An 11,768-nucleotide genomic window follows, 5' to 3' on the forward strand; every position below is an offset into this window, starting at 1 on the left:
TCATGCCCGGCCGTCGAGCACGTCGACACGGCCCGCGTCGCCGTCGACGAGCAGCCGCGCCCCGTCGCGGATGGCGGCGGTAGCATCGTTCGTGCCGAGAACGGCGGGAATCCCGTGCTCGCGGGCGATGATCGCAGGGCCGGACAGGGGGCCGCCGGTGTCCGTGACGACGGCGCCGGCCGCCGTCAGCAGGTGCGTCCAGGCGGGGCCGGCGTACGGGCACACCAGGACTTCGCCGGGGCGCAGGCGCGGGAGGTCACCGGGGTCGAGGCCGACGCGCGCGGTTCCGGTTGCGGCTCCGCCGCCGCCCGGCAGCCCGCGCAGGCCGGCGGTTCCGAAGGGGGTGAGCAGGCCTCCCGCCCGTCTCCATTGCGCGAGGGCCCGGGGCTGGGCCCGTCGCCGGCGCCGGATCGTCTCGTGCAATCGCGGCCCGCGGGCGCCCTCGAGGGCGTCACAGACCTCCTCGTAGTAGAGCAGGCTCACGTCCTCGGCGGCGGTCAGGGTCCCGGCCCGCCAACCGGGAGGCGATCTCGTCCACCGCCCGACGGGCCGCCCGCCCGGGCCCGTCGAGGAGGCGGAGGGCCCCCTCCCGCTCCCGGCGGAGGACGTGCGGTTCGCCGGCGGCCCGCCGTGCCGGGCGCGGCGGGCCGTGCGGACGGGCGGCGAACCGGATGAGGGCGCCCGCCCGCGCGTACCTGGGGATCATGGTCAGGATCATGGGAAGCAGGCAATGGCGATAGCGCAGCTCCAGGATCCGGCCGGCCAGCTCGACGGCGTCGTCGACGACGGCCAGGGCCTCGGCGTCAGTCGCCTCCGCGAGGCGCTCGGCGCGAGTGCGCAGACGGTCGGTGCGCGCTCGGATGCGGGTCTCATCCCGCGCCCGGGCCTCGCAGTCCCGGGTCAGCACCGTCAGCACCCTCCGGGTCAGGCGGGCCAGGGCGAGCGGGGTGCCGGGTCCCGCTCGCAGCGGCGGCGGAGCGAAGGCCAGGACGCCGTCGTCATCGCCGGTCAGCAGGTCCTCGGCGCGTCCGCGGCCCAGGCCCGCCTCATCGAGCAGCCCGAGCGCGGCACCGGCCAACCGCCGCATCATGACGAGGTTGAGCGGAACGGGGGAGGGCATGCGCGTCAGCAGATCGTGGCGCACGAGGCGGGCCAACGCCGCCAGCGGGCCCGCGGGCGGCGCTGACCCGGTGGACTCAGCGGAGCCGGAGGCCGGTTCGGGGCCTGCTCGCTGCGGCTGGTGCGCGACGGCCGTGATCGGGCCTGCGCGCAGCAGGTGGAGCCGGTCGCCGGCCAGGGCCCACTCGATGTCCTGGGGCGTGCCGTCGTGTCGTTCGGCCCTCCGACCGAGCCCGGCCAGCGCCCGCAGGGCGGGCGGGTCCAGGCAGGGGCGGACGCGATCGTCCGGCGGCACGGGGGAGGTCACCGCGCCGTCCGCCCCGAGGTCCACCCGGATCCGCTTGGCTCCGATGGTGCGCTCGAGCACCCGTCCGTCCCGGCTCAGCTGGAAGACGTCAGGGGTGACGGCGCCGGGGGCCACGGATTCGCTCAGTCCGTAGGAGGCGGTCACGACGATGTCGTCCCCGCCCGAGAGGGGGTCGCGGGTGAAGAGCGCCCCGGCGACGTCGGCGTCCACCAGGGTCTGGACGACGACGCCGGCAGCCGGCTCGTCGGGCCCCCGCTCGGATCGTGCTCGACCGGCCCCGTCCTGGGCGGGGGTCGCCGTCCGCCCGTCCCACAGGGAGGCCCAGCAGCGCCTGATGGCGTCCAGAAGCCCCTTCTCCCCGACGGCCAGGAGAGCGGCGCTCCGTCGGCCGGCCGCGCGGGCGGGCGATGAATCCCCGGTGGCGGCCGACGCGCGCACGGCGACTGCCGGGCGCCCCAGCTCGGCCCAGGCGCGGGTGATCGCGTGGCGCACGTCCGGCGGTACGGGCGCGGTCAGGAGCGCCTCGTGCAGTAGCGCGGCGCGGGAGGCCCCTCGCGCCGCGCGCCCGGTGGGCAGGCTGATCCCGATCAGCGACAGTCGGTAGGCGCAGGTCGTGACGCAGAACCCCGCGGGGACGGGCAGTCCGTCGCGGGCGCGCCCTCCCAGGTCCAGCGCCTCCTCCCCGACCTCGGCGGGGTCGTCGGCCTCCGAGATGTCCAGGACCAGGCGTCCGGCGCCGCGCCCGATCGTCATCGGGGCTCTCCCTCCCCGGCTCGCGGCGGGCCGTCGGGGGCGGCCTCCTCCTCGCAGAACTCGTCGTGGATCTCGTGGCGGGTTCGGCGCTCCTCGGCGAGGATCTCCTCGAGCGCGTCCCGCAGCTCGCTGCGCACGAAGTCGCGGGTGGCCACGTCGTTGAGGGCCAGACGCAGGGAGGCGATCTCCCGGGTGAGGAACTCGGTGTCCTCCAGGTTGCGCTGGGCGCGCTGACGGTCCTGCTCGGCGGTCACCCGGTCGCGGTCGTCCTGACGGTTCTGGGCGAGCATGATCAGGGGCGCGGAGTAGGAGGCCTGGGTGGAGAAGGCCAGGTTGAGCAGGATGAAGGGGTAGGGGTCCCAGGCGCTCTGCATCCTGGCCAGCAGGAGGTTGGCCACGATCCACGCGCCGACGAACACCGTCATGTACAGGACGAACCTGGGCGATCCCATGAATCGGGCCGTGGCCTCGGCGAAGCGGCCGAAGCCGTCGGATCGCGAGGTGCGCGATCCCAGACGGAGGCGGCGGACCCCGCCGGTGGACAGCGGCTGGTCGAGCTGGTCAGGCATTGGCGCTCCTCTCGATCATCTCGTCTGTGACGGCGTCGTCGGCCTCGCGCCAGTCGTCGGGCATGAGGTGGTCCAGGACGTCGTCGACGGACACGGCGCCCAGCAGCCGTCCGGCCTCGTCCAAGACGGGCAGGGCCGTCAGGTTGTAGGTGGCCAGCAGGCGCGTGACCGTTCCGATCGAGTCGTCGGCGTGGACCTGGTCGAGGTCCTTGTCCAGGATCGAGCCGAGCAGGCGCTGGGGCCGCTCGCGCAGAGCCCGCTGGAAGTGGACCATCCCCACGAAGCGTCCCGTCGGCGATTCCAGCGGGGGGCGGCACACGAAGGCGATCGCCGCCAGGGCGGGCGGGACCTCGGCCTTGCGGGCCTGGGCGAGGAAGGTCGCCACGTTGGCCTCGGGCGGCAGGATGATCGGCTCGGTCGTCATCAGGCCGCCGGCGGTGTAGTCGTCGTAGCGCATGAGGCGGCGCACGTCCTCGGCCTCCTCGGGCTGCATGAGTCCGAGCAGCTCGGTGGCCTTGGGCAGAGGCAGTTCGGAGACCAGGTCGGCGGCGTCATCGGGCTGCATGGCGTCCAGGACGTCGGCGGCGCGGGCGGCGTCCAGCCCCGACAGCAGGGCGACGGCGTCGTCCGCGGGCAGTTCCTCGGCGGCGTCGGCCAGACGCTCGTCGGACAGCTCGGCGGCGACCTCGATCTGACGGGGCAGGGGCAGGTCGGAGAGCACGTCCGCCAGATCGGCGGGCTTGAGGTCCTCCATAGTGGCCAGCAGGGCCGTCGCTCCCTGCTGGTCGGCGCTGCCCGCCAGACCGGCGACCTCCTGGGGGCGCACCGTCAGGCTCTCGCCGCGGCGCAGGCCCAGCGGACCCGAGGCGCCGCGCTGGACGAACAGCCGAGTCACCTTCCAGTCCATGCCGCGGTCCCGCTCGATGGCGACGTCGCGGATCGTCACGCGCCCGGTGCCGTCCCGCATGGTGACCACCCGGTCGAGCAGTTCGCCAACGACGAGGGTTTCGACGTGACGCTGCTCGAAGCGGCGGATGTTGACCACCCCCGTCGTGATGACCGCCCCCGGCTCGATGGCGGTCACCCGTGATAGCGGAAGGAACACGCGTCGCCGCCCGGGCACCTCGACGACCAGGCCCACCGCTCGTGGTTCCCCGCGCAGCTGGATGAGGACGACGACGTCGTGGACCTTGCCGACCGCGTCTCCGAGGGGATCGAAGATGGTCGTGCCCACGAGCCGGGCGATGAAGACCCTCGGGGTTGTGCGCGTCCTGGTGTTCTCCACGAGCACACCTTATGCGCCATGGGCATGATGAGCCGGTAACGGGTCCCTGGGCGGGGCCGCGCCGTGGGACGATGGGATCATGACCCAGTTCTCCGCGCGACCCGCGCTCTCAGCCCGGGGCGGTCTCATGCCCCGAGGCGATGAGGTGGCCTCCTTCGCCAGCTACGCCGAGGCCCAGCACGCCGTCGATTCGCTGTCCGACGACGGCTTCCCGGTGCAGTACCTCGCCATCGTCGGTACGGACCTGCGGCAGGTCGAGCGCATCACCGGACGCATGAGCTGGGGGCGCGCGATGGCCTCGGGCGCCGGGTCGGGGCTGTGGATCGGCCTGTTCTTCGGCGCCATGATGGCTCTGATCGGGCCCAGCTCGACCGGCACGACGGGTCTGACGACGGCCGTGCTTCTGGGCGTCGTGTGGGGGATCGTGTTCCAGATGGGCGCCTACGCGCTCACCCGCGGTCGGAGGGACTTCACCTCGGTCAGCCAGGTCGTCGCCTCGCGCTACTCGATCATCGCCTCGTCGCGGGCCGTCGAGGCGGCGCGGGCGCTTGCCGATGTGCCCGGCAACCTCTCGCGGGGCGGTGCGGCGGCCCGTCGTGCGCACGAGCGTCGCTCGGCCCGGGAGCGCACGCGCGCCGGAGCGCCGACGGCGTTCGGCTCACGCCCCGACGAGCGCCCCCGTTACGGCGTCCGCGTGTCCGAGGTCACGCCCCCCTCCGACGACTCCGACTCCCCGGGCGATGGTGGCTCGCCGGACGACGGCGCCGGCGAGCCGGCCGAGCCGGCCGAGACGTCGGGCGGGCGCGAGGAGGTCGACCCCTATCTACGGCCCCCCGGCGGCCCGGGAGCGGGCTCGCGGGACGGCTCCGGGGGCGGCGGAGCATGAGCGTGCCCGTCGGGCTGTCGAGCGCCTGCTTCATGCCCACCGGCGTCGAGACCGCCTTCGCACTGGCCGCCGAGCTCGGCTACGACGGCGTCGAGGTCATGGTGTGGTCCGAGCGCGCCAGCCGGGACCCGCGGACGCTGGCCGGGCTGGCCGAGCGCTACGACCAGCCGGTTCTGGCGGTGCACGCCCCCACCCTCCTGCTCACCCGGGGAGTCTTCGGCGCCGACCCGTGGAGCAAGGTCGACCGCTCCATCGAGCTCGCCCTCGCCCTGGGCGCGCCCAGCGTCGTCCTCCATCCGCCCTTCTTCTGGCAGACCCGCTACGCGCGCGGCTTCGTGGCCGGGGTGGCCCTGCGCGAGATGACCACCGGCATGCACCTGTGCGTGGAGAACATGTTCACCTGGCGGCCCCGCGATGCCCACTCCACCCGGGACTTCCAGGCCTACACGCCCACCTGGGACCCGGTCGGGCAGGGGTACCGCTCGGTCACCCTCGACATCTCCCACGCGGCGACCTCCGGCTCGGATGCCCTGGCCATGGCGCGCGCCCTGGGCCCGACCCTGCGTCACCTCCACCTGACCGACGGCGTGCCCGGGTTCCGCGACGATCACCTGCTGCCCGGCCAGGGCGATCAGGACTGCGCGGGTGTGCTGACCCACCTGGCCGGCACCGGTTTCGAAGGGCGCGGCGGCCAGGTCGTCGTCGAGGTCAAGACCGGCTCCATGACGGCCGTCGAGCGCCGTGAGGCCCTGGCCAGCGCCCTGGCCTTCGCGCGCGAGCATCTCGAGGGTCAGGGGCGCACCGAGAACGTTCACGTCCCCGCCCCCACGCGCAGGCGCTATCGCACGGGCTGAGGGCCGCGGTCGATTCTGCGGGGCGCACCGGGTCAGCAGATGCGCTCGTGCGCGCGGTGGGAGGCGGGCTCGAGCTGGAAGGTCGAGTGGCGCACGGGCACGGGGAAGTGCTCGGCCACGCACGCCTGGAGCCGATCGAGGATGCGGGCGGTGTGCCCGTCGAGCAGGCACTGATCGCGCACGACCACATGCGCGGTCAGGACCGGCAGCCCGGAGGAGACGGTCCAAGCGTGCAGGTCGTGGACGTCCTCGACGTGCTCGATGCCCAAGACGTGGCGGCGCACCTCGGCTAGATCGAGGGCCTCGGGGGTGAAGCCCATGAGGACGCGTCCTGCTGAGCGCAGCAGGCTCAGCGCCCGCGGGACGATGAGGATGACGATGAGCAGCGAGGCAACCGCGTCCGCGCGTGACCATCCCGTGAATGCGACGACGCCGGCGGCCACGATGACCCCCAGCGAGCCGAGGGCGTCGCCCACCACCTCCAGGAAGGCCGCCCGGGTGTTGAGGCTCTCCCCGCGCCCGCCGGCCAGGACGAGGATGGAGGCGACGTTGGAGATCAGGCCGATCACACCCATGACGAGCATGCCCTCGGCCTCGATCTCGCCGGGGGCCGTCAGGTCGATGACCGCGCGTACGCCGACGACGATCCCGACGACGGCGAGCATGCCGGCCTGGCCGGCGGCGCCGATGACCTCGGCGCGGCGCAGGCCCCAGGTCGAATGGTCCGTGGGCGGGTGCGCCGCCAGGTGAGCGGCCGTCAGGGCGATGATGAGGCCGGCCGTGTCGGTGAGCATGTGGCCCGCATCCGCGAGGAGGGCCAGGGAGCCGGTGAGCAGGCCGGTGACCGCTTCGGCGACGAGCACCGCGGCTGTCAGGGCGAGGGCGACCGCGAGACGCCCCCGGGAGGCGCCCGTCGTGCGATCGCGTCCCCCGTGATCGCCGTGCCCGGGGCCATCGCGGTCGTTACCGCGATCGGAGGACTGCGTGCCGGGGCCGGCGGCGCTCATGCCGGCTCCTCGTCGCCGTCGGCGGACTCCGCCGCCGAGCGGGCCAGCGTCCGGGCGGCGACCAGGACGGCGGTGAGCTCGTCGGGGTGCTCCAGGGTGCTTACGCGGGCGCGGCCGTGGATGTCGGTGGAGATGAGCCCGGCGCCGCGGAGGATCGCCAGGTGCTGGGAGACGGTCGACTGGGCCAGGCCGAGGTGCTCGGTGAGCTCGCTGACCCGGTGCTCGCCTCCGCGCAGGTGGGAGAGGATGGCCAGGCGTGTGGGGTCCGCCAGGACGGACAGGACCGCTGCCGGGGACGTCGCGTCGCGAACGGCCGAGGTATCGTCGATGATGTCGGTGGGGAACAGCCCATGAACCTTCGCCATGCGCCGATTATATCGGTATACGACGATGATGCAAGGGTGAGGTCGTGCCCGGGTTCGGCGCCTCCCCATGGGGCCGACGCCGGGACCGCGCCCCTCGCCCAGGGCTGCCGGGTCTGCCGGTCACTGGGCGATGAGCCCGCTCACCCAGGCCTCGACGTCGTCGGCCGTGCGCGGGATGGCGGCGGTCAGGTAGTCGATCCGGCCGTCCTCGCGCACCACGACGTCATCCTCGATCCGCACGCCCGTGCCGCGCAGCTCGGCGGGCACCCGCAGGTCGTCGGCGCGGAAGTACAGGCCGGGCTCGATCGTGAAGACCATGCCGGGGACGAGCTCCGCGTCCATGGACATCTCGCGGCGCGCCTGGGCGCAGTCGTGCACATCCAGTCCCAGGTGATGGCTCGTGCCGTGCACCATCCAGCGCCGGTGGTACTGGCCCTCGGGACCCAGCGAGTCCGCGGCCGTGACGCCCTCCGGCAGCAGCCCCCACTCCTGAAGCCTGGCCGCGATGACCTCCATGGCGGCGGTGTGGACGTCGCGGAAGCGGCAGCCGGGCTCGCCCGCCCGGGCGAAGGCGGCGTCGGCGGCCTCCAGCACCGCCTCGTAGACGCGGCGCTGGGCGGTGGTGAAGCGCCCGTCCACCGGGATCGTGCGGGTGACGTCGGCCGTGTACAGGGAGTCGACCTCCACGCCTGCATCCACCAGCACCAGTTGACCCGGCTCGACGGGACCGTCGTTGTTGATCCAGTGCAGCGTGTTGGCGTGATCCCCTGCCGCGGCGATCGTCTCGTAGCCCAGGCCGTTGCCCTCCTCGCGCGCCCTGGCCCCGAAGGCCCCCTCCAGAACCCGCTCCCCGCGCCAATGGCCCCTCGCACGGGGGATGGAGCGGATCAGGTTATCGAAACCGGCCTTGGTGGCGTCCACGGCCGCCTGGAGCTGGTCGACCTCCCAGGCGTCCTTGACCAGGCGCAGCTCGCTGGTGGCCTCCGCCAGCGCGTCGTCGGCCTGTCGGGCGGCCTGGTCGGTCGCCAGTCCCGCGGCCTGGCGCACCCGGTCCACCAGCGCAGTGACCGCGGCGTCGGCCTGGGCGACCACCCGCAGCCGGACCGCGTCGGCGCCCGCGTCCTTGGCCAGGGCGTCCCCGAGCGTGTCGATGTGGGCGCAGCGGATCCCGGTGGCCGCCTCGACCTCCTCGATGGAGGGGCGCACCCCCACCCACAGCTCGCCGTAGCGCGGGTCGGCGTAGAACTCCTCGCTCGTCCGGGGGGCCCGGGGGCGGAAGTAGAGCACCGCCTCGTGGGTGGGCTCGTCCGCCTCGACCCGCTGACCGGGTACGGTGAGCGGATCGAGGACGAGGACGGCGTCGGGCTCGAAGTCGGTTCCCGTACCCGCCAGATGGGCGAAGGCCGAATGGGGGCGGAAGCGGTAGTCGCAGTCGTTGTTGCGGGTCACCAGAGGTCCGGCGGGGATGACCAGGCGCTCGCCGGGGAAGAGGGCCCCCAGAGCGGCACGACGGGCCTGGGCCCATGGGGCGGCGTCGCTGCGTCGCGGCGGGTCGGAGGGGCGCGGGCCCCAGCCCGAGCCGATGAAGTCGCGGAAGGCCTCGTTGGTGGGCTGACGGGAGCGATTGTTGCCGCGCTGGGCCAGTGACTGAGTCGGGGACTGGGCCGGTGACTGCGGGGCGGAGGGGGAGGAGTGGTTCATCTCGCTCATGACCTCATCCTCCCACCACGAGCGCATCGAGCCGAACCGCGCCGGCGATCCGTCGCCCGTCCGGCCGGCGGAGTCGGGGGAGCTACCGGCCCAGCTGATGGCGGGCCCGGGACAGCACGCGGGTGGAGGCGACCGACGCCGCCAAGGGGTGGAGGTCGGACTCCCTCGCCCCGGAGGCGACCAGCCGGCAGACCTCGGCCAGCTCCCCGGCCAGAGCGGGGGAGCCGTCGTCCGGCACCGACAGATCCTCCTGCCCGTCCGGTCCCGTCAGCTTGATGGTGCGGGGCCACTGGCAGTCGTCGAAGGTCGCGACGGTGCGGTCCGAGGCGATGCAGCAGCCGATGCCGGCGGGCGAGGTCTTCGAGTGCAGGCACACGACCTCCAGGTCCGTGCGCGGCCCCGACTCCCGGGAGCGGGGACTGGCGCCCTGCTCGGGCCCGCCCCGGGCGCAGGCGCCTCCGAGCCGGTCGTAGCTGAGCACGACGACGCCGTGGGAGTCCGCGCCCGAGTCGAGCATTCTGCCCGTGGCGCTCACCCGGCTCGGCTCCCCGAACAGATGAATCGCCAGCGAGACCGGGTAGACGCCCAGGTCCATGAGGCTACCGCCCCCCAGCGCCGGGTCGAAGGCCGGCGGCAGCTCCCCGGCGCGCAGTCGATCCATGCGGCTGGAGTACTGCTCCTTGACCAGGGTCGCCCGGTGAGGGCCCGGCCCGTCGCCCAGCAGTGCGGGAAGGGTCCGACGGAGGGCCGCCGTCCCCGGGTCGAAGGCCGGAAGCCACCCCTCCATGAGGAAACGATCGTGGCGCCGTGCGGCCGCGACCATCGCCAGGGCCTGGGCGGGCTCGAGTGCGAAGGGCTTCTCCACCAGGACGTGGAATCCCGCCTCGAGGGCGGCGATGGCCTGGTCGGCGTGCAGCGCGTTCGGGGAGCCGATGTAGACGACGTCGAGAGGGGTCGGGCCGTCGGGGCGGCCGTGCGCGAGCATCTCCTCCAGCGTCGCGTAGGAGGCTCCGATGCCGTGTTCGGCGGCGAAGGCGGCCGCGTGCTCGGGGCGAGCGGATGCGACGGCCGCCACCCGGGCCTGAGGCAGGACGGCGACGGCGTCCATCACCCAGCGGGCGATGAAACCGGCGCCGACCAGACCGATCCTCACAGGCGGTGCGGACACGACGGCGGATGCGCTCATGCCCCCCATCCTCCCACATCCTCCCGCCCCGGCCCCGCGTCCTCCCGGCGCTGTCGGCCGCCCGACCGCCGGCTCCCGCCTGCGGCCCTACACTGACGGGCGTGCGAATCGACCCCCACGCCCACTCCTCCCGCTCGGACGGAACCGACGCCCCCGCCGCCCTCATGGTCGCCGCCGCGCGCGCGGGACTTGACGTCGTCGGTCTGACCGACCACGACACCATCGCGGGATGGGACGAGGCCGCCGACGCCGTCCCGGGCACCGGGGTGAGCCTGCTGCGCGGCGCGGAGATCTCCTGCGCCGCCGACGGCATCACCCTCCACCTGCTCGCCTACCTCTTCGATCCCGCCGACGCCGCGCTCGCCGCGGCTCTCGCACGGGTCCGCGACAGCCGTGGCGAGCGCGCCCGGCGCATGGTCGAGCGCCTCGCGTCCGACTACCCGATCACCTGGCCCGACGTCGTCGAGCGGGCCGGCGACGCGGTCAGCGTCGGGCGGCCCCACATCGCCGACGCGCTCGTGGCCGCCGGCTCCTTCCCGCACCGGTCGGCCGCCTTCGCTGGACCGCTGGCCGCCGGCTCGCCCTACTACGTGCACCACTGGGCGCTGGATCCCGTCGAGGCCTGCGCACTCGTGCGCCGTGCCGGAGGAGTGCCGGTGGCGGCCCACCCCCGCGCGAGCCGACGGCAGAGGCGCCTCGTTCCCGACGCGACCTTCGCCGCCATGGCCGAGGCGGGCCTGGCCGCCCTCGAGGTCGACCACCGCGACCACGACGCCGCCGGGCGGGCGGCCGCCCGGGCCCTCGCCGCCGAGCTGGAGCTGGGAATGTCCGGGTCCTCCGACTACCACGGGGAGGGCAAGCCCAACCGCCTGGGCGAGAACCTCATGCCGCCCGACCTGCTCGCACGCATCGTCGACGAGGGCGCGCTCCCTGTCGTATCCGCCTGAGACCGCCGAGGGACCCGCTCATGATCGACGCAGTCTTCAGCCCCGCCCTGTTCGCCACGTCCTTCACGACGGTGCTCGTCATCCAGGATCCGCTCGGCGCCGTGCCGGTCTTCCTGTCGCTGACCAGCCGGCAGACCCCCGCCGAGCGCAGGCGCTCCGCGCGTCAGGCCACCCTGGTCTCCTTCTCGGTCATCCTGGCCTTCGCCATCTTCGGACGTTACATCCTGAAGTTCCTCGGAATCTCCGTACCCGCCCTGCAGGTCTCGGGGGGCCTGCTTCTGCTGCTCGTGGCCCTCGAGCTGCTCACTGACAGGACCGACGAGAGTCCCGACCCGGAGGCGGTGAGGGCCAATGCGGCACTGGTTCCGCTGGGCACGCCCCTGCTGGCCGGACCCGGGGCCATCGTCGCGGCCATGGTGGCGGTCGAATCCGCCCCGAGCCCCGTCGCCGGGTGGATATCGGTGACCACGGCCATCATCGCCACGCACGCGGTCATCTGGGCCACGCTGCGCTTCTCCGTCGGCCTGCACCGCTTCCTCGGGGAGTCCGCCATCCGGGTCCTGACCCGGATCTTCGGCCTCCTGCTCGCGGCGATCGCGGTGCAGATGATCGCCGATGGCGTTCTGGCCTACATACGCCTCGGCTTGTGAGCGCGCTCGCGGCGGGTGCACCGCGGCCCCGGGGCGTCCGGCCGGGTCAGTCCTCCGAGCGGGTGACGGGCTTGCCGCCGCGGGTGCGCTTGCGAGTGCGCCGCGGTTTGTCGCCGCTCGTCCCGGCGCC

12 protein-coding genes are annotated in these 11,768 nt (G+C 73.9%); 4 read left to right on the plus strand and 8 right to left on the minus strand.

Annotated features, from left to right (window positions below):
* The 4 genes from HMPREF9062_RS05480 to HMPREF9062_RS05495 are packed head-to-tail and all read right to left on the minus strand — an operon-like array spanning position 1 to position 4,033.
* On the minus strand, positions 1–483 hold the full coding sequence (locus HMPREF9062_RS05480; RefSeq protein ID WP_009749067.1) for a PEP-utilizing enzyme: 483 nt from the start codon (positions 481–483) through the stop codon (positions 1–3).
* Positions 452–2,179: a PEP/pyruvate-binding domain-containing protein gene (locus tag HMPREF9062_RS12115; protein WP_009749068.1), complete on the minus strand. Its 1,728-nt coding sequence runs from the start codon at positions 2,177–2,179 to the stop codon at positions 452–454. The genes HMPREF9062_RS05480 and HMPREF9062_RS12115 overlap by 32 nt, the downstream gene beginning before the upstream one ends.
* Positions 2,176–2,748, minus strand: coding sequence for a DUF1003 domain-containing protein (locus HMPREF9062_RS05490; RefSeq protein ID WP_009749069.1), 573 nt, complete (start codon positions 2,746–2,748; stop codon positions 2,176–2,178). The genes HMPREF9062_RS12115 and HMPREF9062_RS05490 overlap by 4 nt, the downstream gene beginning before the upstream one ends.
* Positions 2,741–4,033 (minus strand): magnesium transporter MgtE N-terminal domain-containing protein, encoded by a 1,293-nt coding sequence (locus HMPREF9062_RS05495; RefSeq protein WP_034254763.1) that lies wholly within the window; start codon positions 4,031–4,033, stop codon positions 2,741–2,743. Before HMPREF9062_RS05495 ends, HMPREF9062_RS05490 begins: the two co-directional genes overlap by 8 nt.
* A 79-nt stretch (positions 4,034–4,112) precedes the next feature.
* On the opposite strand from HMPREF9062_RS05495, the gene HMPREF9062_RS05500 reads away from it, so the two are divergent.
* Both HMPREF9062_RS05500 and HMPREF9062_RS05505 read left to right on the plus strand, forming a co-directional pair.
* A complete protein-coding gene (locus tag HMPREF9062_RS05500; protein WP_009749071.1) occupies positions 4,113–4,919 on the plus strand; it encodes a general stress protein in 807 nt (268 codons plus the stop codon).
* Positions 4,916–5,773 (plus strand): sugar phosphate isomerase/epimerase family protein, encoded by an 858-nt coding sequence (locus HMPREF9062_RS05505; protein ID WP_009749072.1) that lies wholly within the window; start codon positions 4,916–4,918, stop codon positions 5,771–5,773. Before HMPREF9062_RS05500 ends, HMPREF9062_RS05505 begins: the two co-directional genes overlap by 4 nt.
* A 32-nt stretch (positions 5,774–5,805) precedes the next feature.
* Here HMPREF9062_RS05505 and HMPREF9062_RS05510 read toward each other — a convergent pair whose 3' ends face one another.
* From HMPREF9062_RS05510 to HMPREF9062_RS05525, 4 genes are all read right to left on the minus strand, one after another.
* Positions 5,806–6,780 carry a cation diffusion facilitator family transporter gene (locus tag HMPREF9062_RS05510; RefSeq protein WP_009749073.1) on the minus strand — a complete coding sequence of 325 codons (975 nt, stop codon included), beginning with the start codon at positions 6,778–6,780 and terminating at the stop codon, positions 5,806–5,808.
* Positions 6,777–7,145 carry an ArsR/SmtB family transcription factor gene (locus tag HMPREF9062_RS05515; RefSeq protein ID WP_009749074.1) on the minus strand — a complete coding sequence of 123 codons (369 nt, stop codon included), beginning with the start codon at positions 7,143–7,145 and terminating at the stop codon, positions 6,777–6,779. The genes HMPREF9062_RS05510 and HMPREF9062_RS05515 overlap by 4 nt, the downstream gene beginning before the upstream one ends.
* A 120-nt stretch (positions 7,146–7,265) precedes the next feature.
* Positions 7,266–8,855, minus strand: coding sequence for an aminopeptidase P family protein (locus HMPREF9062_RS05520; RefSeq protein ID WP_034254764.1), 1,590 nt, complete (start codon positions 8,853–8,855; stop codon positions 7,266–7,268).
* 82 nt (positions 8,856–8,937) lie between these two features.
* On the minus strand, positions 8,938–10,050 hold the full coding sequence (locus HMPREF9062_RS05525; RefSeq protein WP_009749076.1) for a Gfo/Idh/MocA family protein: 1,113 nt from the start codon (positions 10,048–10,050) through the stop codon (positions 8,938–8,940).
* Between the two features lie 92 nt (positions 10,051–10,142).
* On the opposite strand from HMPREF9062_RS05525, the gene HMPREF9062_RS05530 reads away from it, so the two are divergent.
* On the plus strand, positions 10,143–10,988 hold the full coding sequence (locus HMPREF9062_RS05530) for a PHP domain-containing protein (protein WP_009749077.1): 846 nt from the start codon (positions 10,143–10,145) through the stop codon (positions 10,986–10,988).
* A gap of 20 nt (positions 10,989–11,008) precedes the next feature.
* Positions 11,009–11,638 (plus strand): MarC family protein, encoded by a 630-nt coding sequence (locus HMPREF9062_RS05535; RefSeq protein WP_009749078.1) that lies wholly within the window; start codon positions 11,009–11,011, stop codon positions 11,636–11,638.
* The last annotated feature ends 130 nt before the right edge of the window (positions 11,639–11,768 follow it).

The organism is Actinomyces sp. oral taxon 448 str. F0400, assembly GCF_000220835.1.
Classification (GTDB): Bacteria; Actinomycetota; Actinomycetes; order Actinomycetales; family Actinomycetaceae; genus Actinomyces.

What these genes read in the sequence shown, in the direction of transcription:
- HMPREF9062_RS12115 (WP_009749068.1), bottom strand. Translation starts at nt 2,179, where the DNA reads ATGACGATCGGGCGCGGCGCCGGACGCCTGGTCCTGGACATCTCGGAG.
- HMPREF9062_RS05490 (WP_009749069.1), bottom strand. Translation starts at nt 2,748, where the DNA reads ATGCCTGACCAGCTCGACCAGCCGCTGTCCACCGGCGGGGTCCGCCGC.
- HMPREF9062_RS05500 (WP_009749071.1), top strand. Translation starts at nt 4,113, where the DNA reads ATGACCCAGTTCTCCGCGCGACCCGCGCTCTCAGCCCGGGGCGGTCTC.
- HMPREF9062_RS05505 (WP_009749072.1), top strand. Translation starts at nt 4,916, where the DNA reads ATGAGCGTGCCCGTCGGGCTGTCGAGCGCCTGCTTCATGCCCACCGGC.
- HMPREF9062_RS05510 (WP_009749073.1), bottom strand. Translation starts at nt 6,780, where the DNA reads ATGAGCGCCGCCGGCCCCGGCACGCAGTCCTCCGATCGCGGTAACGAC.
- HMPREF9062_RS05515 (WP_009749074.1), bottom strand. Translation starts at nt 7,145, where the DNA reads ATGGCGAAGGTTCATGGGCTGTTCCCCACCGACATCATCGACGATACC.
- HMPREF9062_RS05520 (WP_034254764.1), bottom strand. Translation starts at nt 8,855, where the DNA reads ATGAGCGAGATGAACCACTCCTCCCCCTCCGCCCCGCAGTCACCGGCC.
- HMPREF9062_RS05525 (WP_009749076.1), bottom strand. Translation starts at nt 10,050, where the DNA reads ATGGGGGGCATGAGCGCATCCGCCGTCGTGTCCGCACCGCCTGTGAGG.
- HMPREF9062_RS05535 (WP_009749078.1), top strand. Translation starts at nt 11,009, where the DNA reads ATGATCGACGCAGTCTTCAGCCCCGCCCTGTTCGCCACGTCCTTCACG.